The sequence below is a fragment of the Comamonas odontotermitis genome (assembly GCF_040396735.1).
Lineage (GTDB): Bacteria > Pseudomonadota > Gammaproteobacteria > Burkholderiales > Burkholderiaceae_C > Comamonas > Comamonas odontotermitis_C.
The window spans coordinates 1-19481 of the sequence record NZ_JBEBNZ010000040.1 but is presented as its reverse complement, the minus strand read 5'-3'; the positions used below and the strand labels follow the sequence as shown (position 1 = coordinate 19481).

The window sequence follows — 19481 nt, the reverse complement described above, 5'->3', positions numbered from 1 at the left end:
TTGGCGGAAACGGAGGGATTCGAACCCTCGATGAGGCTCTACACCCCATACTCCCTTAGCAGGGGAGCACCTTCGGCCACTCGGTCACGTTTCCAATACAGCTATTGTAACCTGAAAATCAGGCCTTTTTGGAAACTTCGGGAGAATCCAGACCGAAAGCGGTATGCAGTGCGCGCACGGCCAGTTCGAGGTACTTCTCATCGATCACGACTGAGGTCTTGATCTCGGAGGTGGAGATCATCTGGATGTTGATGCCCTCTTCGCTCAGTGCGCGGAACATGGTCGATGCCACACCCACGTGGCTGCGCATGCCGATGCCGACGATGCTCACCTTGCAGATGTTGGAGTTGCCGAGGACTTCGTCAGCACCCAGCTTGGGCAGAACCACCTCACGCAGCAACTCCATCGTGCGGTTGTAATCGCCCTGGCTCACGGTGAAGCTGAAATCGGTCTTGCCGTCTTTGCCGATGTTCTGCAGGATCACATCCACATCAATGTTGGCCTCGGCGACAGGCCCCAGGATCTGGTATGCGATACCAGGGGTGTCGGGCACACCGCGTACAGAGATTTTGGCTTCGCTGCGGTTGAAAGCGATGCCTGATACGACGGCCTTTTCCATCTTTTCGTCTTCCTCAAAAGTGATCAGAGTGCCCGACTTGGCCTCTTCGTCCAATGCAATATCCCAGGGCGTGAAGCTTGACAGCACACGCATGGGCACCTTGTACTTGCCAGCAAATTCCACCGAACGGATCTGCAGCACCTTGGAGCCCAGGCTCGCCATCTCCAGCATTTCTTCAAAGCTGACTGTCTTGAGGCGCTGCGCTGCAGGCACCACGCGTGGATCGGTCGTGTAGACGCCATCAACGTCGGTATAGATCAGGCATTCGGCCGCTTTCAGGGCGGCGGCAACTGCCACAGCAGACGTATCGGAGCCGCCGCGTCCCAGTGTGGTGATGTTGCCAGCAGGATCGATCCCCTGGAAACCTGTGACGATCACCACACGGCCAGCGTCGAGGTCAGCCCGCACACGCTTGTCGTCAATCGATTCAATGCGCGCCTTGGTGTAGCTGTCGTCGGTGCGCACAGGCACCTGCCAGCCGGTGTAGCTGACAGAAGGCACGCCTTCGGCCTGCAGCGCAATGGCCAGCAAGGCGGACGAGGCCTGCTCACCCGTCGCCGCCAGCATATCGAGCTCGCGATAATAGGATTTGTCCGCTCGGCTGGGGGCCAGTTCACTGGCCAGGCCCAGCAGGCGGTTGGTTTCGCCACTCATGGCGCTAGGCACCACCACCATCTGGTGGCCAGCCCGAGCCCACTTGGCGACGCGTTTGGCGACATTGCGGATACGCTCCGTGGAGCCCATCGATGTGCCGCCGTACTTATGAACGATCAGTGCCATTGAATATCACGATGACGAAACACGAAACTCGGCGTTGATGCAAAGTGTTTTGGCACGCCGTCGGATTCGTACATTAGTCAGACCAAAACCGACGGATTGTACCAATCGATCACCCCACCTCGGCGTTCTACGGTTCCACGCCCCACTTTTAGGTGGATTTGGTGGCCGCGGGTGGTGCAATGCTGCAACTGCTGCACCAGTTGCGCAAGCTGCGCCGCAGTCGGAGTTTGGCCATATACAGTGCGCAGCCAGTAACGCAGCACATTGCCCATGCGCGCCACAGACAAGGCCTGCAGCACCTTGATGGCTGGCGGACTGCCTGTTGCCTGGAAATCCATGTGCGCCAATTCATCCAGCAGCTCTGCCGCCAGCGCGGCATTGGCAGCGCTTCGCGCCAGGGTACTGGCAAACTGCGGAAATGCCTGTGCCAATGCGGGCGACACCTGGGCGCGGATGCGATTGCGGGTCAGGTCCTGATCAGCATTGGTCGGGTCTTCCACCCAGGCGATGCCAAGCGCCCGCAGATCGGCACGGATTTGCGTGGCGCCCATTTGCGCCCCCCCTGTTGCCAGATAAGGCCGCTCCCAGCGCAAGCCGTTCCGCTCCCAGGCTGGCCGCATGCCTGCCAGCCCCGCAACACCGGCACCGCGCGACAGCGCCAGCACCACGGTTTCCACCTGGTCGTCCGCATGCTGCGCCAGTACTATTGTTTTAATAGCATATTGCGCAATAGTGGCTTGCGCCAGCTGCTCCAAAGCCTTATAGCGTGCAATCCGGGCCGCATCCTCCGGGCTCTGCCCGGGGGCATGGTGCGCTGCCACCTTGGCGATATGCAGTGGAATGCCCCAGGCCGCGCACTGTTGCTGGCAGTGCGCTTCAAAATCAGTCGCAGCAGCCTGCAAGCCATGGTTGATGTGAAAGGCGACTACCTGGCCTGGAAATCGCTGCGCACATGCCCACAGCAGTGCGGTTGAATCTGCACCGCCGCTGTAGGCGACCGCCAGTGGCAAAGCGGGCTGCCAATCCTTCAACACAGAAAGGATGCGCGCCTCAGCCATGGCATGCCTCCCGCAGCAAAAAGCCTCCGCATCGGGAGGCTTTTTGCATGCTGTACGTACGCACGGGCGACATCAATTCTCTGCCTTGGTGTCCGTGAAACGGCCGTAGCTTTGCAGGCGTTCATAGCGGCGATCGAGCAAATCCTTGGTCTTCAGATCGGCCAGCTGGCGGTATGCATCACTCAGGCCGCGCTTGAGCAAGGCTGCCATCTGCTTGTGGTCGCGGTGCGCGCCACCCACGGGTTCATGGATGATCTTGTCCACCAGGCCCAGAGCCTTGAGGCGGTGTGCGGTAATGCCCATGGCATCGGCAGCTTCCTGCGCCTTTTCGCTGGTCTTCCACAGGATGGATGCACAGCCTTCGGGGCTGATGGTCGAATACACCGAGTACTGCAGCATCAGCACCTGATCGGCCACCGAAATGCCCAGGGCGCCGCCCGAGCCACCCTCGCCGATGATGGTCGAGATGATCGGCACTTCCAGTTGCGCCATCTCAAAGATGTTGCGGCCAATGGCTTCGGACTGACCGCGCTCTTCCGCGTCAATCCCGGGATAGGCGCCTGGCGTGTCGACAAAGGTGAACACCGGCAGCTTGAACTTCTCGGCGGTCTTCATCAGGCGCAGCCCCTTGCGGTAGCCCTCGGGCTTGCTCATGCCGAAGTTGCGCAGGGTGCGCTCCTTGGTGTCGCGCCCCTTCTGGTGGCCTACCACCATGCAGGGGTTGCCATTGAAGCGCGCGAGCCCCCCCACAATGGACAGATCGTCCGCAAAGTGGCGGTCGCCGTGCATTTCGACGAAATCGGTGAAGATTTCACCGACGTAATCCAGTGTGTAAGGGCGCTCGGGGTGGCGGGCAATCTTGGTGATCTGCCACGGCGTGAGCTCGCTGTAGATGTCCTTGGTCAGCTGCTGGCTTTTCTTGCTGAGCTGGTCGATTTCTTCCGAGATATCGACTGCGCTCTCACTCTGCACATAGCGCAGTTCATCGATTTTGGTTTCCAGCTCCGCAATCGGTTGCTCGAAATCCAGGAATGTTCTTTTCGCCAAAATGATTCTCCTCGAGGGCAACTGCCAGGCAGCCAGCCTCTAAACGACCGACAGTGTAACCGCACGCGGCCACTGCCGGTCAATCCGTATTCAAGGCCATCGGCATGGCATTCTGAGAGCGCCAGATCAACCAAGCACCCACGCTGCTCCACGGCTGCCAGGCCTGCGCCACCTCGCGCACATCGCTGCGGCTGACCGGGTCTCCCGAAAAATAATGTGTGCTGATTCCCGCCTGCAGGGCAGCATCATCGAGCGGCAGCACATTCGGCCGCCCCAGGTGGAAGATCAGGAACATCTCCGCATTCCAGCGCCCGATCCCCCTCAACTCCAGCAAGGTGCCAGCCACGGCATCGTCGTCGTCTCCCACCCAGCTCAAGGCATCCTTGGGAGATGCAACAAACCATTGCGCCAGGTCTTTCAGGTAGCTGATCTTGCGCTGCGGCAAGCGAATGGCCTTGAGTGCATCATCGCTGGTGGCAAGCAACCCGTGCGCAGTGCAGGCGCCTGGCAGCGCCAGATAACGCTTCCACAACTGCTGCGCGGCCGATTCGGACAACTGCTGCCACACCACGCTGCGCACCAGCAGGGCAAAACCGTCTGCATCGCGGCGCAGCAGTTGGCCCGCGTACTCGGGAATCAACCGCCGCAACACCCGGTCCTTGCGCGCCAGATGTTTGCAAGCGGTCGACCAGTCATCCGCCGACAGCGGCTTGTTTGCTATCCCAACCATAGCTACCAGCGCTCGTCAGTCGTTAGCAAACCGAAGTTTTCAGTCAAACTGATGCAGTTCATCAAGACGCTGCCTGCACGACGGTCCAGGTCGTACCCTGGGCAGAATCCTTCAACTCCACGCCCTGTGCCAGCAGAGCTGCCCGGATGCGGTCCGATTCGGCATAGTTCTTGGCGGCCTTGGCAGCCGCGCGCAATGCGATCTGCTCTTCGATATAAGCTGCGTCCACCGTGGCGCCAGCCTGCAAAAACGCTGCAGGATCCGCCTGCAGCAAACCCAGGGTGCCGCCCAATGCCTTGAGCAGGCCAGCCACCTCGGGGGACTTGCTGCGGTTGACCTCGGCGGCCAGCTCAAACAGCACGGCAACGGCCTCTGGCGTGCCAAAGTCCTCGTTCATGGCGGCCAGGAAGCGCGCAGCATGGGTATTGGCCCAATCGATCTGTACCGCTGCCGCAGGCACCAGACTCAATGCCGTGTACAGCCGCTTCAAGGCACTGCGGGCATCATCCAGGTGCACATCGCTGTAGTTGAGCGGGCTGCGGTAATGGCTGCGCACGATGAAGAAGCGCACCGTCTCGGCGTCATATTCCTTGAGCACATCGCGAATGGTAAAGAAATTGCCCAGCGACTTGGACATCTTCTCGTTGTCCACATTGATGAAGCCGTTGTGCATCCACAAATTGGCCAATTGCTTGCCATGCGCGCCTTCGCTCTGCGCAATTTCGTTTTCGTGGTGGGGGAACTGCAGATCCGCCCCTCCCCCGTGAATGTCAAAGGTCTCGCCCAGCAGTGCGCAGCTCATGGCAGAGCATTCGATATGCCAGCCTGGGCGGCCCACGCCATAATTGCTGGGCCATTTTGCCTCGTCGGGCTCGGTGGGCTTGGCGCTTTTCCACAGCACAAAATCCAGCGGGTCGTCCTTGCCATCCTGCACCGCGACGCGCTCGCCCGCCTGCAACTCGTCCAGCGACTTGCCCGACAGCTTGCCGTAGCCGGGAAACTTTCGCACGGAATAGTTCACATCGCCATTGCCTGCACGGTAGGCCAGCCCCTTTTCCTCCAACTGATTGATGATGGTGAGCATCTGCGGCACATACTCGGTGGCACGCGGCTCATGCGTGGGACGCTCGATGCCCAGCGCGTCAGCATCCTGGTGCAGCGCGTCGATCATGCGGTCGGTCAGGCTGCGGATGGTTTCGCCATTCTCGATCGCACGCTTGATGATCTTGTCCTCAATATCGGTGACATTGCGTACATAGGTCACCTGGTAGCCAGTCGCACGCAGCCAGCGCTGCACTACATCAAACGCAATCATCGAGCGCGCATGCCCCAGATGGCACAGGTCATACACGGTCATTCCGCACACATACATGCGGACATGGCCCGGCTCCATCGGGGTAAAGGACTCCAGCGCACGCGATAGCGTGTTATAGATACGCAGACTCATGAAAAACTAGCGTGATAATGGTTGGAAAGATTGCCAGGAGGCAATCCGTGGCGCCTTGAAAAAGGCCCCTGGCCCGGCATTTTATGGTAGCCGATACCCATGTCTGTGCGGCAGCAAACCGTTGCCAGCGGCGGGCCGGGGGCGCGGCGCCCCTCAGCTACAATGCGCTGCAGTATAAGCCTGCAGGCTCCAGATTGCGCGTGCTCCGCGCTTGAAACCTATGAAGTTAGTCAGTTGCATTCCCTCCTTCGTGCTGCCCCGCGCCGCGGTTCTGGCGCTGGCCCTGTGCGCCAGCATGGCCCATGCCGACCAGTATTCAGCCGTGGAAAAGCTGATCCAGTCCGGCCAGTCGGCACTTGCGCTGGAACAACTGGACGCCAAGATCAAGGACGCGCCGCGTGATCCACAATGGCGCTTTCTACAAGGTGTGGCCCACATGAATGAAGGCCATGCAGCGCAGGCGACCGCCACCTTTGAAAAACTGGTGCAGGAATACCCCGAACTTCCCGAGCCCTATAACAACCTGGCCGTGCTCTACGCACAGGGCAACGAACTGGAAAAGGCCAGCCGCGCGCTGCAAGACGCCATTCGCGCCAACCCCAGCTACGCTACAGCCTATGAAAATCTGGGCGACATCTACATCCGACTTGCAGAAAAGGCGCTGAGCCAGGCTGGAACCCTGGCTCCAGCAGAGCAGACGCGGCTGCAGCCCAAGATCAGTGCGCTGCGCCTTCTGGTGACGCGCGCTCAACCGGCCAATGCCGCTGGAGCCATCGCACCCGCGGCTGCGCCCGCAACAAAAAAATAGCTATTCCAGCTTGAATCCTGCGGACATTGCCCTTATGTCGATGCAACGCAGGCCTGTTCAACCATGTTTGCATGGTGCTGCGCTGTCGGCGCCTGTAGCGTTCTTCACTGACCCTTGAAAGGATACAGATGCCCAACAAACGGCAAACCCTCTCCATCATGGCCCGCGCAGGCGGCGTGGTGTTGGCAAGCACCTTGTTCCTTGCCGGCCATGCGCAGGCTGCAGACAACCCCAAGGTAAAGATCGCGACCTCCATGGGAGACATCGTGGTCGAGCTGAATGCCGAAAAGGCCCCCAAGACCGTGGCCAACTTTGTGCAGTACGTCAACGACAAGTTCTATGACGGCACTGTCTTTCACCGCGTGATCAATGGATTCATGATCCAGGGCGGCGGTTTCACGCCCGAGATGCAGCAAAAGCCCACGCGCGCACCGATTCCGCTCGAAGCATCGAACGGCCTGAAGAACGACACCTACACCATTGCCATGGCGCGCACCGGCAACCCGGATTCGGCCACCTCGCAGTTCTTCATCAACGTGAAGAACAATGACATGCTCAATGCACCGAGCCCCGACGGCCATGGCTATGCCGTATTTGGCAAAGTGATCAGCGGCACCGACGTGGTGGACAAAATCAAGGCAGTGGAGACGGGCAACGCAGGCCCGCACCAGAATGTGCCCAAGGCCCCGGTCGTCATCAAATCGGCCGCCATCGTCAAGTAACGTACAGGTTTGCACAGGTTGCATCCTGCGGTCTGTCCCTTCCCCCTTTTCTCTTATAGGAAACCATACCATGAGCAATCCCCAAGTCGAACTGCACATCAAGGACTACGGCGTGATCACGCTGGAGCTGGACGCAGACAAGGCCCCAAAATCGGCCGAGAACTTTCTGGCCTACGTCAAGAGCGGCCACTATGACGGCACGATCTTTCACCGTGTGATCAACGGTTTCATGATTCAGGGCGGCGGCTTTGCCTCCGGCATGGACCAGAAGCCTACGCAGGCTCCCATCCAGAACGAAGCCCAGAACGGCCTCAAGAACGACCAGTACACCATCGCCATGGCCCGCACCAGCGATCCGCACTCGGCCACCGCTCAGTTTTTCATCAACGTGGCCAAGAACGATTTCCTGAACCACACCTCGCCTACGCCCAGCGGCTGGGGCTATGCCGTGTTTGGCAAGGTGGTCAAGGGCAACGACCTGGTTGACAAGATGAAGGGCGTGAAGACCGGCTCCAAGGGCATGCACCAAGATGTGCCCAAGGACGAAATCGTGATCGAAAAGGCTGTGGCCCTGTAACCCAGGCTCCCGGTCATACCACCAGGCCCGCATGGATAGTTCCCCCTCCTCGCCCTCCGCAAGCGCGGCCGCCGTGCGTGCTGCGCTGGCGCAAACGGCTATCGGGCACCTGGTGGCGCCTTCCTCATGGTGCAGTGTCGAGTTCATCTCCGACCTGCACCTGCAACCCCAGCTCCCTGCCACCAATTCCAGTTGGCAACAGTATCTGCAAGCCAGCACGGCGGACGCGATCTTCATGCTGGGCGATCTCTTCGAGGCCTGGGTGGGCGATGACGCACTGAATGAGCCGGGCAGTTTTGAAGCCCGATGTGCCTCAATCCTTCACGATGCAAGCGCCAAGCACTCTCTTTTTTTTATTCACGGGAACCGTGATTTTCTGGTGGACTCGCATTTTTCCCAGCGCAGCGGCATGCAATTGCTGGCCGACCCCACTTGCCTGGACTTTGCGGGACAACGCTGGCTGCTGAGCCACGGCGACGCGCTGTGCGTGGAAGACGCCGATTACCAGCGCTTTCGCACGCTGGCCCGCAGCCCTGCCTGGCAGCAGCAACTGCTGGCCCAGCCCCTGGCGCAGCGGCGCCTGTTGGCCGGCAGCATGCGCAGCGAGAGCGAGGCGCGAAAAATGCGTGAAGTCATCACCGCCGATGTCGACCATGCTGCAGCATTGGAGTGGCTGCAGCGTGCAAACGCCTCGACCCTGATCCACGGCCATACGCACCGCCCAGCCATTCACGCACTGGATGCGGCCCACCAGCGAGTGGTCCTGACCGATTGGGACACGGACCTGGAGCCGGCGCAGGCACGCGCGGAGGTGCTGCGTATTGATGCATCCGGCCTGCAACGCCTACCTCTGGCAGACTATCTGGCGCACCCGCCAGGGCGCCCGAATTAAGCCATGACCTGGTGGCGACGCACCTGGTTGAAGCTGCGTGCACGGGTGCGACCCGTGCCCGAGATTCCCTCGTCGCTCTGGCTGCATGTACTGCAGCGCCATCCTTTCTTGCAGGCCCTGTCGCTGGAAGAGAAGTCCAAACTGCGTGCGCTCAGCGCCTTGTTCCTGCACAACAAACGGTTTTCGGGTGCGAATGGACTGGTGGTGGACGACCGCATGGCCTTGACGATTGCAGCGCAGGCCTGTGTGCCCTTGCTGTACCGTGGTGACGCCAGCCGAGCCATTGCGCTTTATGACGATTTTGTCGGCATCGTGGTACACCCCGGCACCATGGTGGCAACCCGTGACGTGCATGAAGACGCGGGACTGGTATCGCAACGCCGCATGATGCTCGAAGGTGAAGCCATGGAACGCGGCCCCGTCACCCTCAGTTGGGCGGCCATCGACCAGAACCCCGCCATGCAGGCAGAGCGCGGCACCAGTGTCGTGATTCACGAGTTCTGCCACAAGATCGACATGCGCAATGGCGGCGCGGACGGCTACCCTGCCCTGCCTGCCGGTTTTTTGGGTATCCCCGCAGCAGCAGAGGCGCGCAAGGCCTGGGAACTGACCTGGACCCAGGCCTTCGAGCAATTTCGCCAAGCCATCACCAAGGCCGAGCGTTTTGGCGAACCTGCACCCTGGCTCGACGCCTATGGCGCCACGGCCCCTGCCGAGTTTTTTGCGGTGGCCTGCGAGGCATTCTTTGTCAACCGCGTACGCTTTGGTCAGGAGTGGCCACAGCTCGATCGCATGCTTGCAGGCCTCTTTCACTGGCCCGAGCCATCCCGTCCCTCATAGGCACCTTACCTCAAGGTGCTACCCCTCCGCCAGCGAGCGGAGCCACTGCATGCTGTCCTGCAGTTCCTCGGGGTGCAGATTGTGCTGGCAGGGGTACTCACGGTAGACCAGATCCACCGGTGTGGCCTGTAGATGTGCGCGAATGGCATGGGCCTGCTGCAAGGGGATGACGTTGTCGGCACTGCCATGGCTCACCCATACCTGGTGCCCGGCCAGTGCGGCTGCGGCAACCTCCTCACCGGCAATCTCCGGCAGCAGGCGGCTGTGCCATACCAGAACCGCTTTGAGCAACGCGGGCTGCGTCAGCAGTACGGACAGGGACATGATGCCCCCTTGGCTAAAACCCCCCACAACCACCCGCTCCGCAGGCACCTGCAGCTGAGCGCAGGCTGCACGGCAGGTCTGTTCCACCAGCGCGCGGCTGGCGCGCTCCTGCGCTGCATCAATGGTACGGCTGCCATCGGGATTGACGCCGAACTGGAACCAGGCATACATCTGCGCAGCCATCGTGTACGGGGCGCGCAGGCTGAGTACGTGGAAGGCCGGCGGCACGAAGTCCGCCAGGCCGAACAGGTCCTGCTCATTGCTGCCCACGCCGTGCATCAGCACCAGCAGCCATGGTTGGGGTACCGAAGGATCGGCCGCGCGGTACAGATGGGAGAGTGGCAGGTTCAGCATGACAGGTATCCAGCAATCGCAAAGTGCCCGGAAAGGCACCGCGTCAAGGCAGTGACGCAGACGCAAAAAAAGTGGCTGCATGGTATCAGCAGCCACCGCCCATCCATTGCAGGCGCTTATTTTTTCTGGTGCAGCGCCACCCAGGCCAGGAACTTGTCCATGTAGCTGCCCAGAAAATCCCTGCTCGCCGCTGCGACCTGCCCCTGCGCATCCACAAGGCCCTCCGTCCAGCGAATGAAGCCCTCTGGCTGCGCCATGGCGGGCATATCGAGAAAGACCAGGATATTGCGCAAATGCTGCTGCGCCATCGCAGTACCAGGGCCGCCGGGCGATGTACCGATAACGCCCGCAGGAATGCCTGCCCAGGCGCTGGCGCCGTAGGGCCGGCTTGCACCATCGAGTGCGTTCTTCAGATACGCCGGCACAGAACGGTTGTGCTCCGGCGTTACCAACAAGATGCCATTCTTGCTGCGCACCTTGTCTTTGAATGCCGTGAACGCAGCCGGGTAGCTATCGGCATCACTGTCCCGGTTGTAGAACGGCAAAGCACTCAGATCGAGAAACTCGAAATCCGCCTTGTCTTTTGACAGATTCACAAGGCCATGCGCCAGTTGTTGGTTGATCGATGCCTTGCTGTTGCTGCCAACGATCACGCCGATTTTCAGTTTTTCCACGGTCATTCTCACTTTCCAGACATGCAGGGGATGAAGTCTTGTGGTTATACCCCTTGTTTGTGACCCGCCGTGTAGGCAAAAGCGAGTAGAGCGACCGGTTTCATATCAGCCACTGATGCCTCCTCTTTGCAGACCGGTACATGCCCTGCCACCGTCCATCCGCCACACCTGCGTGCCGCCCAGGAGCATGGCCGCCGGCTCGTCATGCAAGGATCGCCACCGCCGCTGCGCAGCCTCAGCCGTGCCGATGACCCACAGGCGCTGCTGCGGATGGGCGCATGCATAGGCCTGCAATGCCCGCTCATCCAGCAGCACCGTGCTGCCTTGCTGCGGATCGAATTCAGCAGCATCCGTCAGCTCCTTCTTCCAGTTGTCGGCCTGACGGCCCTCGCCAACCTTCCAATCGTCGATCACCAGAGGCGGCTGCATGGCAGGCAGGTAAAAGGGAACCTCGTAATACAGGTGCTCCAGCATCACCAACCGGTCTGCCGCCTGCACCGGCAAGGCACCCAGGATGCGCCACCGGGCCTTGGCAGGAACGGCCACGGTTCCCAGAACCAGGCTCAGCGCCACACAGAGCACTGCAGCCAAGCCAGCAACAGGTCGTGCATGCTGCTGCCAGCCAGCAGCCTGCACCACACGTACCACGGCATAGGCCAAGGGCGGCAATGCCGGAAGCACATACCCCACAATCTTGCTGTTCGGCACGGAGAAAAACACCACCACGACAGCAAACCACACCAGCATGAGCCTATCCAGACTACGGACGGCAGCGGATGGAGTCATGGCGGACTGGGTACCATGCACTGCCGTGGAAAGACTCACGACGCTGCCCTGAGGCATCCTGCGTCCGCGCCTCCAGCAGCGCCAGCCGGCAGCCAGCGCCCAACCGGTCCAGGGCAAGGCGGCCAATGCAATCACGGCGCCATAAAACCACCAGGGTTGCGGGTTGTTGAAGGTGGAGCCCGTATAGCGCTGGAAATGCTGTGTGACAAAAAAGTAGTGAAAGAAGCCACCATGGCGCTGCTGTGCCACCCACACCCAGGGCCCTGCAATCAGCAGTACCGGTAGCCATGCAGCCGCATGCAGTGGCAGCCACCATTGGCGCCAGCGCCTCTCCCATGCGAGCCAAATGGCCCATACCAGGCCCGGCAGCACCAGGGCAATGAGACCTTTGGCCAGAAAGCCCAATGCGGCCCAGATACCGGCCCCCACCAACCAGCCCATCCAGCGCCGCCGACCGGATCCGTTACGCGCTTGCAGCGTGGCAACCGCTGCGCAGCCTATGCATGCTGTCATGCATCCCGCCAAAAGCATGTCCATGTTGGCGTATTGGGCCGCAAGATAGACATACGGCATGGTGACCAGCACCACGGCTGCCGCAATGGCAGTAGCCTGGCTCGCACAGCGTTTGAGCAAGATAAACAATGCCATGGCAGCCACCCAGGCACCCAGCAAGGAAGGCAGGCGCGCCACCCATTCATGCACGCCAGCGACCTGAAACCCTGTTGCTGCGAGCCAGTAATACAACGGAGGCTTGTGAAAAAAGGGCAGGCCGTTGAGCGAAGGCGTTATCCAATCGCCGCTGCGCAGCATCTGCAGAGCTGCCACGGCATAACGCCCCTCATCGGGATCGCTGAGCGGTCGCACCCATGCCAGAGCAAACAGCCAGACGCCGATCCACAGACCCATCCGGACCTCGGTTGTCCATGCAAAGCGGGCAGGCAGCGCCCGCGTCGTGAAGAGGCTGTCCATGGCCTACTCCGCCGTGGCAGGTATCGAAGATTGCACAAGTGGCGTATGGCTTTGCAGCCCCTCGCCTCTCCGCCCCGTCACCGCAGGACTTGCATGTCGCCACACCCATCCGTAAATGCCGGCCAATGTGAAACCGAGCGCCGCGCCAGCGGCAATGTCCAGCGGAAAGTGCACCCCGCAGTACACACGCCCCCAGCTCACTGCCAATGCAACTGCCAGAATTGCCGCCCCTGCAGGGCGAAGCTGCCGCAGCCACAGCAGGCAAAAGCCTATGGCAAACAGTGCACTGGCATGGGCACTGGGAAGCGACCCACGCGCAGCATGGTCGATGTAGGCGGGGCTGAGCCCCATGACAAATGGGCGCGGATGACCTGCCCAGAGCGCCAGGCGATGCGCCACCAATACGGCAACAGCGCAGCAGATCAGAGTCCCCATCACATAGGGGCGATTTGCCGGTCGCTTCCACCATATCCACACCAATACAGCAACTGCCAGCAGCGCACCATTGACGCCGAACCACTTGGCAATCACCAACACCCAGGCAGTGGGCGCAAAGCCCCCGGCCATCCATGCAAACCATTGCAGATTCATCGCTTCCATTGCAGCCCTCTGAGGCAGAAGGCCGCCCTGGATGGGCATTCACCCGGCGACAGCGCTTTCCGCAGGAAGGCACTGTGGCGTCATGAACTTACCGATGTCTTAATGCAGGAAATATCTGGTGGAAAGCGGTTAGATATCCGTGCTGCTGTCCTGCACCACGGCCCCCGCAGCAATCGTGATGGCGCGGTTGCATTGCGCAGCAATGCTGCGGTCGTGCGTGACCATCATCAAGGTGGTGCCGAACTCCCGGTTCAGATCCATGATCAGGCGCATCACGGACTCGCCGGTGGCAAAATCCAGGCTTCCCGTCGGCTCGTCGGCCAGCAGGACTGCAGGCTCCACCACAAATGCCCGCGCCAGCGCCACGCGCTGCTGCTCGCCGCCTGAAAGCAGCTTGGGATAGTGCGACAGCCGCTGGCCCAGGCCTACGCGCTCCAGCATCTGCGAGGCCAGCTTGCGTGCATCGCGCCTGCCCGACAGCTCCAGGGGCAGCATCACATTCTCGATGGCCGTCAGATTGCCCATGAGCTGGAAGTTCTGAAACACAAAGCCCATGCTGCGAGCGCGCAGCGCCGCCCGCTCGTCTTCGTCCAGCGCGAACAGGTCTTCACCGCCCACCATCACGGTGCCGGTCGTCGGTGTATCAAGGCCTGCCAGCAAGGACAGCAAAGTGCTCTTGCCCGAACCCGATGCACCCACGATGGCGACGGTTTCGCCCCGTGCGATACTAAAGTCCACATCGTGCAGGATCGTCAAGGTACCGGTGGAATCGGTGACCGATTTACCCAATCGGCGGGCCTCAAGCACCGTAGCGGCTCCCTGTGTCTGCGAAAGCAATGCGTCATTCATGAAAAACAGCTTTTCTCCATCCGGTTTCGGCACGCGCCTTGGCAGGCGGCGCTTCGTTCGTACCATCGTAACGGTACCCCTGATGTCCTGGGCTGCTATGGGTTTTACAGTCGCAGGTGCCCAGCCATCTGCGCCAGCGACGATTCTGGTCGTCGGAGACTCCATCAGCGCAGAGTACGGCATCGCCCGCGGAAGCGGCTGGGTGGCGCTGCTGCAGAGCCGACTCACCCAGCAGAAAAGCCCGGCCTACCAAGTGGTGAACGCCAGCATCAGCGGAGATACTAGTTCTGGCGGCCGCGCTCGCCTGGCAGGTCTTCTCAAGCAGCACCAGCCAAAGATCGTGGTGATTGAACTGGGCGCCAATGACGCCCTGCGCGGCCTGCCCCTGGCCAGCACGCAGGCCAATCTGGCTGCAATGGTAGACAGCGCGCAGCAATCGGGAGCCAAGGTGCTGTTGCTGGGCATGCAGGTGCCGCCCAACTACGGTGCACGGTATACCGCCGATTTCGCCAAGGTATTCACCACACTGGCCGCCGACAAGAAGACCGGCCTCGTGCCCTTCTTGCTGCAAGGCGTGGCCGATGTACCCGATGCCGGCAAGAACTTTCAGGCCGACCGCATCCACCCGCTCGCCAGCGCCCACCCCACCTTGCTGGCCAATGTGTGGCCTCAACTGCAGAAGCTGATGTAGCACGCAGAGCAGGTTTTCACCTCAAAAACCTGAACAACGGGCGCTACACCGCTTCACGCTGTATTCAGCCAAACGCCTTCTGCAGCGCCTGCGCCAGGTCTGCCTGCAGGTCAGCCGCGTCTTCCAGGCCAATCGAGAAGCGCACCACCGTGCCCGGCTTCAAGCTCTCTTCCGGCAGCGAACGCATGCTGCCAATCTTGTAGGGCACCACCAGGCTGATGGGACCGCCCCAGCTGTACGCCAGCTTGAACCAGCTCAGGCTTTCGCAGAACAGGTCAATCTGAGCCTGGGTGTAGCGCGGATCGATCACCACGCTGAAAAGACCCGCCGCAGCGCCTTCGAGCCCGTGCGGGCCGTTTTTTCCGCCGCACTGCGCTTTCCAGTACGCGTGACCGGGCGAGCCCTCCAGCGCAGGGTGCAGCACCTGCACCACCGCCGCCTGCTGCGCCATGAAGCCTGCCAACTGGCGCGCCGCCGCATCGTGCGCGTAGTAGCGCAATGACATGCTGGGCAGGCTGCGCAGAATCGTTTCCACGTCGTTGACGCCCACACCAAAACCCATGTGCATATGCGTGGCTTGCAGGCGGCGATGGATGGCCGGATCGCGCGAGGTGATGGAGCCCATCAGCACATCGCCGCCGCCACTGGGGTATTTGGTGAGGGCGTGCGCCGAGATATCGACACCCAGGCGGTGCGAGCCGTCACCGTCCAGATCGAACACATTGAAGGCGAGGCCCGCACCCCAGGTGTTGTCGATAGCAGTGGGAATACCTTTGTCTCTGCACAGCTGCACCAGGGCGCGGAGGTCGGGAAACTCCATGCTCACCGAGCCTGCAGCCTCCAGCCAGACCAGGCGGGTGTTGGGCTGGATCTGGCTGGCACAGTGCTCCACGCTGAGCGGCTGGTAATAGCCCACGCTCACGCCATAGCGTGCCAATTCGCTTTCGGCAAAGCCCTTGCTCGGGCCATAGACGTTGTCGGGCAGCAGCACATGGTCGCCCGCACGAAGCATGGCAAGACCCACCACGGAAATCGCGGCGAGCCCACTGGTCACCAGCAGGCAGTGCTTGCCGCCCTCCAGAGCGGCAATGCGCTCTTCCAGAATGTAGGCGGTAGGCGTGCCATGCAGGCCATAGGTGAAGGCGCTCTTGTCCTTCCAGTCCCAACAGCGCATGGCCTGCACATTGGGGAAAAAGATGCTCGATGCCTTGAATACACCCGGCTGGGGCGCAGAAAAAGGCGCAGTCGGCGCATAAGGATGGTGAATCAGGTCGGTCAGTGCCGATGGGGCTGGTGTACGAGGCTCGGTCATGGCAAAACGTGTGAAAGCAAAAACAATGAGGGCCTGCGCGGACAAGGGACGACAATGGGCATCTTCATGCGAACCATGTCCGGCCCGAGCACCCTCTGCGCAAACCCCAACAACTACTGGTCAGCAGCCATTGTGCAGCAGGGCAGGCCCGATGGCACGCCCAGGCGGGTAAGCACAGTCACATTGTCATCACTGCTGCGGTGTGGATCGGAAAAAAGCGGCGTGCTCCAGCAATGCCTGCGGATTTTGCAACGGCAGCCAATCTCCACCTGGGCACAGGCGGGGAACTGTCTCCAATGACGCCAGCGCAGGCCACGGCCACCATTGGGCGCTCTCGCCTGCGCTCACGAGACTGGCGTCCGGCAGCTCCAGCGGAGCGTTCATGCTGCCCGCCTCCGCATCTACCCATGCCTGCGCATCACGCGCCCAGGCGCGCAGCCCGGCACGATGCCCCTTGTCTGGGAACTGCGCCTGCCACTGTGCGATATCCGCAGCAGATATCCCATCTGACGCACTGGTCCGCAGTGCCTGAACCACATCCAGGACAGGTTTGCGCTGCACCTGCTCCAGCCATTGGCGGTAGGCCGGTGTGGCGTGACGCGGCAGCGCCGGGTTGATGAGCCACAGCCCCATGCGCGCAAGCGGCACGCCTGCCTGCGCGAGCAGCCGGTACAGCGCCAGGCCCAGACGGGATGCATCTCCGTGTGCGGCAATCACCAGCTTTACCGGAGCTTGTGGCTGCGCATCTGGCCCGGCGTCCGGCAGCATATCGGGCTGCAATTGCAAATGCTCCGTCAGCGCCTGCAAAGTCGCCAGGTGCAAGGCGTCATTCACTGCCGCATCCTTTTTGGGCCTGTCGCTGCGGCCCAGGCCAATCCAGTCCGGCACCACCACGCGGTCACCCAAGGTCACCAGGGCTTGAGCCAGCGGGCGAAAAAGCCCCTGGTGGGACGGGCTGGCTGGCAGCATCAGCCAGCGCGTGGCAGCAGGCGCACCGGCGCCATTCGCATGGCTGTCCTTGACATGCAGGCGCAAACCCGCCAGCGGCGGCCAATCACTATAGAAACAGGAGCCTCCCGCGCAATCGCAATCAGCGCTGAAGATCTTTTCATCCACACGAAGCGCGTCGTCGCGCAAGGGGTGCGCAGCCCGGGCTGCCACTTGCTGTGCCTGCCTGCGCTCCGCGAAAAATCCGGTCAGCAAGGCGGCCGCGTCTTCGGCCAGCACCCCCGCCGTGGTTTGCGTATGGTGGTTGAGCTGGGCATTGGCAAACAGATTGACCACCGAGCCAGCAGCCCCGGTGCGGGGCTCCGCGGCGCCCCACACCACTCGGGCCACGCGTGCGTTCAGAATGGCGCCAGCGCACATGGCACAGGGCTCCAGCGTCACATAGAGCGTGCAATCTTCGAGCCGGTAATTGCCAGCATGCTGCGCCGCATCGCGCAGCGCCTGGATTTCTGCATGGGCGCTGGGGTCGTGCAGACCGACAGGCCGATTGCAGCCACGGCCGATGATGACACCGCCCTGTACTACCACCGCGCCCACTGGCACTTCACCAGCCTGCGCAGCCGTCTGGGCCTGCTGCAGCGCTGCACGCATCCAGTGCGCATCGTCTTCAAAATGGGAAATGGATGAATCCGCTGTCATGGGTCAAGGGCAGGTGGATAGGCATGCGCCATGCCCATCACGTGAAATGAGCATGGCATCGATTGCAGTTGAACAAGCTTTCAGACGCCGAGGTTATGACAGCAACGCCTCAAAGCCCGCTGTATGCGCTCACAAAAAAATAGCAATCATCAATTCAAGGGATCGCACAGAAAGCCATTTTCATTCCGCATCCTTTACACGGTCTGCGCCTTGCTGCAAGGCCTGGTTCAGCTCCGTCTGCACCTGCTGCTGAATCTGCTGGCTCTGTTCCCGCACATTCTTGCTGGTATCAACCTGTGGCACCTTGACACCCTCCACCGTCGCCGGGGCACTCGCTCCGCTGGTGCTTCGGGTGGCCTGCAGATTCTGCTTCATCAGGATGGCAACGATGGCCATGACCACCAGGATACCGACGAGACCAAAAACAGCGCGCATACATCCCCCCTACAACCGGTTGTGATGGCGCGATTATCGCGCGGCTAGGCCGAACATCCTCAGCCCGGCGTCTGCGCGTGCAATCGGTGAACCGCCCGCCCTGCGAGGCCTCAGAACCCGCACCAGGCGGCAATCCGGTTAAAATTGACAAAAATCAACCACTTGCTTCGCCCAAATATCGCAGATGCCCTGCCGTCAATGGCAAAAGGGTCGCTGCGGCATTGGGCTGCGGGCCATCCTGCAGGCACGAAGCAAGCACCACCGCGCCCCTATGTCCCTCCTGCCCCACCAGCTCGAACTGCTTTCCCCGGCCCGCGACGCCGATATCGGCATTGAAGCCGTCAACCATGGCGCCGATGCCGTCTACATCGGCGGCCCCGCCTTTGGCGCGCGCGCAACCGCCGGCAACGATATCCGTGAGCTGGAACGACTGATCACCCACGCCCACCGCTTTGGCAGCCGCATCTTCATCACGCTCAACACCATTTTGCGCGACGACGAACTGGAAGCTGCCCGTCAGATGGCCTGGCAGATCTACAACGCCGGAGCCGATGCGCTCATCATCCAGGACATGGGACTGCTGGAGCTTGATTTGCCGCCTATTCAGCTGCATGCGTCCACGCAGTCGGACATCCGCACCCCCGAGAAAGCGCGCTTTCTGCAGGACGCAGGTCTGTCGCAGATCGTGGTGGCGCGCGAGCTGGATCTGCGACAGATTGCCGCCGTGCGTGCGGCCACCGATCCGGCGCGCACCACCATTGAATTCTTCGTGCACGGCGCGCTGTGCGTGGCCTATTCGGGCCAGTGCTTCATCAGCCACGCCCATACGGGCCGCAGCGCCAACCGTGGCGACTGCAACCAGGCTTGCCGCCTGCCCTACGAAGTACTGGATGGCAGCGGCCGCATCATCGCCCACGAGAAACACGTGCTGTCGATGAAGGACAACAACCAGAGCGACAACCTGCGCGCCCTCATTGATGCAGGCGTGCGCAGCTTCAAGATCGAGGGCCGCTACAAGGACATGGGCTATGTGAAGAACATCACCGCCCATTACCGCAAACTGCTCGATGAAATCATCGAAGAGCGCGAGTTCTCCGACGCGCCGCTGGCACGCTCGTCCTCGGGGCGAACCACCTACAGCTTCGAGCCCGACCCGGACCAGAACTTCAACCGCGAGTTCACCGACTACTTCGTCAACGGCCGCAAGGACGACATTGGCGCTTTCGATACGCCCAAGACGCCGGGCCGTGCCATCGGCTGGGTAACGCAAGTGGGCCAGGCGGGTGACAAATGGTTCGAGCTGGAAGTGAGCGACAAGAC

Annotated in this window: 20 protein-coding genes and 1 tRNA gene; 7 read left to right on the top strand and 14 right to left on the bottom strand. The window is 61.3% G+C overall.

Annotated elements, in window-relative coordinates; all coding sequences use genetic code 11:
* Position 1: 1 nt before the first annotated feature.
* The 6 genes from ACH2DG_RS19650 to cysS form a co-directional block, all read right to left on the bottom strand.
* Positions 2–94: transfer RNA gene (locus tag ACH2DG_RS19650), tRNA-Ser, on the bottom strand.
* A gap of 24 nt (positions 95–118) precedes the next feature.
* Entirely contained in the window at positions 119–1399 is a 1281-nt protein-coding gene (locus tag ACH2DG_RS19645) for an aspartate kinase (RefSeq protein ID WP_395028199.1), read from the bottom strand.
* Positions 1400–1476: 77 nt separating this feature from the next.
* Positions 1477–2457, bottom strand: a complete 981-nt coding sequence (gene tilS, locus ACH2DG_RS19640) for a tRNA lysidine(34) synthetase TilS (RefSeq protein WP_395028197.1) — start codon at positions 2455–2457, stop codon at positions 1477–1479.
* Positions 2458–2529: 72 nt separating this feature from the next.
* Complete coding sequence (locus ACH2DG_RS19635; protein ID WP_395028195.1) at positions 2530–3504, bottom strand: acetyl-CoA carboxylase carboxyltransferase subunit alpha; 975 nt, start codon at positions 3502–3504, stop codon at positions 2530–2532.
* A 79-nt stretch (positions 3505–3583) separates the two neighbouring features.
* Positions 3584–4234: a DNA-3-methyladenine glycosylase family protein gene (locus ACH2DG_RS19630; RefSeq protein ID WP_395028193.1), complete on the bottom strand. Its 651-nt coding sequence runs from the start codon at positions 4232–4234 to the stop codon at positions 3584–3586.
* 61 nt (positions 4235–4295) lie between these two features.
* Positions 4296–5681, bottom strand: a complete 1386-nt coding sequence (gene cysS / locus ACH2DG_RS19625) for a cysteine--tRNA ligase (RefSeq protein ID WP_395028192.1) — start codon at positions 5679–5681, stop codon at positions 4296–4298.
* Between the two features lie 220 nt (positions 5682–5901).
* On the opposite strand from cysS, the gene ACH2DG_RS19620 reads away from it, so the two are divergent.
* The 5 genes from ACH2DG_RS19620 (at position 5902) to ACH2DG_RS19600 (ending at position 9520) form a co-directional block, all read left to right on the top strand.
* A complete protein-coding gene (locus tag ACH2DG_RS19620; protein WP_395028190.1) occupies positions 5902–6489 on the top strand; it encodes a tetratricopeptide repeat protein in 588 nt (195 codons plus the stop codon).
* 158 nt (positions 6490–6647) lie between these two features.
* Positions 6648–7211, top strand: a complete 564-nt coding sequence (locus tag ACH2DG_RS19615) for a peptidylprolyl isomerase (RefSeq protein WP_395028201.1) — start codon at positions 6648–6650, stop codon at positions 7209–7211.
* Between the two features lie 70 nt (positions 7212–7281).
* A complete protein-coding gene (locus tag ACH2DG_RS19610; protein WP_224149482.1) occupies positions 7282–7788 on the top strand; it encodes a peptidylprolyl isomerase in 507 nt (168 codons plus the stop codon).
* A gap of 31 nt (positions 7789–7819) precedes the next feature.
* The gene (locus ACH2DG_RS19605; RefSeq protein WP_395028188.1) at positions 7820–8680 is read left to right on the top strand and encodes a UDP-2,3-diacylglucosamine diphosphatase; all 861 of its coding nucleotides are present in this window, start codon (positions 7820–7822) and stop codon (positions 8678–8680) included.
* Positions 8681–8683: 3 nt separating this feature from the next.
* Complete coding sequence (locus ACH2DG_RS19600) at positions 8684–9520, top strand: zinc-dependent peptidase (protein ID WP_395028187.1); 837 nt, start codon at positions 8684–8686, stop codon at positions 9518–9520.
* 18 nt (positions 9521–9538) lie between these two features.
* Here the strand turns inward: ACH2DG_RS19600 and ACH2DG_RS19595 are convergent, their stop codons facing one another.
* The 5 genes from ACH2DG_RS19595 to ACH2DG_RS19575 form a co-directional block, all read right to left on the bottom strand.
* Positions 9539–10198, bottom strand: coding sequence for an alpha/beta hydrolase (locus ACH2DG_RS19595; RefSeq protein ID WP_395028186.1), 660 nt, complete (start codon positions 10196–10198; stop codon positions 9539–9541).
* A gap of 116 nt (positions 10199–10314) precedes the next feature.
* The gene (locus ACH2DG_RS19590) at positions 10315–10872 is read right to left on the bottom strand and encodes an NADPH-dependent FMN reductase (protein ID WP_395028184.1); all 558 of its coding nucleotides are present in this window, start codon (positions 10870–10872) and stop codon (positions 10315–10317) included.
* A gap of 105 nt (positions 10873–10977) precedes the next feature.
* Positions 10978–12627, bottom strand: coding sequence for an ArnT family glycosyltransferase (locus tag ACH2DG_RS19585; RefSeq protein ID WP_395028183.1), 1650 nt, complete (start codon positions 12625–12627; stop codon positions 10978–10980).
* Between the two features lie 3 nt (positions 12628–12630).
* A complete protein-coding gene (locus tag ACH2DG_RS19580) occupies positions 12631–13227 on the bottom strand; it encodes a phosphatase PAP2 family protein (RefSeq protein ID WP_395028181.1) in 597 nt (198 codons plus the stop codon).
* A 129-nt stretch (positions 13228–13356) separates the two neighbouring features.
* Positions 13357–14076, bottom strand: a complete 720-nt coding sequence (locus ACH2DG_RS19575) for an ABC transporter ATP-binding protein (RefSeq protein WP_395028179.1) — start codon at positions 14074–14076, stop codon at positions 13357–13359.
* A gap of 82 nt (positions 14077–14158) precedes the next feature.
* Between ACH2DG_RS19575 and ACH2DG_RS19570 the strand changes: the two genes are divergently transcribed.
* On the top strand, positions 14159–14767 hold the full coding sequence (locus ACH2DG_RS19570) for an arylesterase (protein ID WP_395028177.1): 609 nt from the start codon (positions 14159–14161) through the stop codon (positions 14765–14767).
* A 64-nt stretch (positions 14768–14831) separates the two neighbouring features.
* Here ACH2DG_RS19570 and ACH2DG_RS19565 read toward each other — a convergent pair whose 3' ends face one another.
* From ACH2DG_RS19565 to ACH2DG_RS19555, 3 genes are all read right to left on the bottom strand, one after another.
* Complete coding sequence (locus tag ACH2DG_RS19565) at positions 14832–16079, bottom strand: PLP-dependent transferase (RefSeq protein ID WP_395028176.1); 1248 nt, start codon at positions 16077–16079, stop codon at positions 14832–14834.
* Between the two features lie 189 nt (positions 16080–16268).
* Positions 16269–17726, bottom strand: coding sequence for a tRNA adenosine(34) deaminase TadA (gene tadA / locus ACH2DG_RS19560; RefSeq protein ID WP_395028174.1), 1458 nt, complete (start codon positions 17724–17726; stop codon positions 16269–16271).
* Positions 17727–17906: 180 nt separating this feature from the next.
* A complete protein-coding gene (locus tag ACH2DG_RS19555; protein WP_395028172.1) occupies positions 17907–18161 on the bottom strand; it encodes a hypothetical protein in 255 nt (84 codons plus the stop codon).
* A 271-nt stretch (positions 18162–18432) separates the two neighbouring features.
* Between ACH2DG_RS19555 and ACH2DG_RS19550 the strand changes: the two genes are divergently transcribed.
* Positions 18433–19481, top strand: a 1049-nt coding sequence (locus tag ACH2DG_RS19550; protein WP_395028171.1) for a peptidase U32 family protein, incomplete at its 3' end; no start/stop codon positions are given.

Bases quoted from the DNA above. Each gene is read 5' to 3' on its own strand.
- ACH2DG_RS19595 (WP_395028186.1), bottom strand. From the start codon at position 10,198: ATGCTGAACCTGCCACTCTCCCATCTGTACCGCGCGGCCGATCCTTCG.
- ACH2DG_RS19570 (WP_395028177.1), top strand. From the start codon at position 14,159: ATGTCCTGGGCTGCTATGGGTTTTACAGTCGCAGGTGCCCAGCCATCT.
- ACH2DG_RS19620 (WP_395028190.1), top strand. From the start codon at position 5,902: ATGAAGTTAGTCAGTTGCATTCCCTCCTTCGTGCTGCCCCGCGCCGCG.
- ACH2DG_RS19605 (WP_395028188.1), top strand. From the start codon at position 7,820: ATGGATAGTTCCCCCTCCTCGCCCTCCGCAAGCGCGGCCGCCGTGCGT.
- cysS (WP_395028192.1), bottom strand. From the start codon at position 5,681: ATGAGTCTGCGTATCTATAACACGCTATCGCGTGCGCTGGAGTCCTTT.
- ACH2DG_RS19565 (WP_395028176.1), bottom strand. From the start codon at position 16,079: ATGACCGAGCCTCGTACACCAGCCCCATCGGCACTGACCGACCTGATT.
- ACH2DG_RS19615 (WP_395028201.1), top strand. From the start codon at position 6,648: ATGGCCCGCGCAGGCGGCGTGGTGTTGGCAAGCACCTTGTTCCTTGCC.
- ACH2DG_RS19630 (WP_395028193.1), bottom strand. From the start codon at position 4,234: ATGGTTGGGATAGCAAACAAGCCGCTGTCGGCGGATGACTGGTCGACC.
- tadA (WP_395028174.1), bottom strand. From the start codon at position 17,726: ATGACAGCGGATTCATCCATTTCCCATTTTGAAGACGATGCGCACTGG.
- ACH2DG_RS19555 (WP_395028172.1), bottom strand. From the start codon at position 18,161: ATGCGCGCTGTTTTTGGTCTCGTCGGTATCCTGGTGGTCATGGCCATC.
- ACH2DG_RS19645 (WP_395028199.1), bottom strand. From the start codon at position 1,399: ATGGCACTGATCGTTCATAAGTACGGCGGCACATCGATGGGCTCCACG.
- ACH2DG_RS19575 (WP_395028179.1), bottom strand. From the start codon at position 14,076: ATGAATGACGCATTGCTTTCGCAGACACAGGGAGCCGCTACGGTGCTT.
- ACH2DG_RS19600 (WP_395028187.1), top strand. From the start codon at position 8,684: ATGACCTGGTGGCGACGCACCTGGTTGAAGCTGCGTGCACGGGTGCGA.
- tilS (WP_395028197.1), bottom strand. From the start codon at position 2,457: ATGGCTGAGGCGCGCATCCTTTCTGTGTTGAAGGATTGGCAGCCCGCT.
- ACH2DG_RS19580 (WP_395028181.1), bottom strand. From the start codon at position 13,227: ATGGAAGCGATGAATCTGCAATGGTTTGCATGGATGGCCGGGGGCTTT.
- ACH2DG_RS19610 (WP_224149482.1), top strand. From the start codon at position 7,282: ATGAGCAATCCCCAAGTCGAACTGCACATCAAGGACTACGGCGTGATC.
- ACH2DG_RS19585 (WP_395028183.1), bottom strand. From the start codon at position 12,627: ATGGACAGCCTCTTCACGACGCGGGCGCTGCCTGCCCGCTTTGCATGG.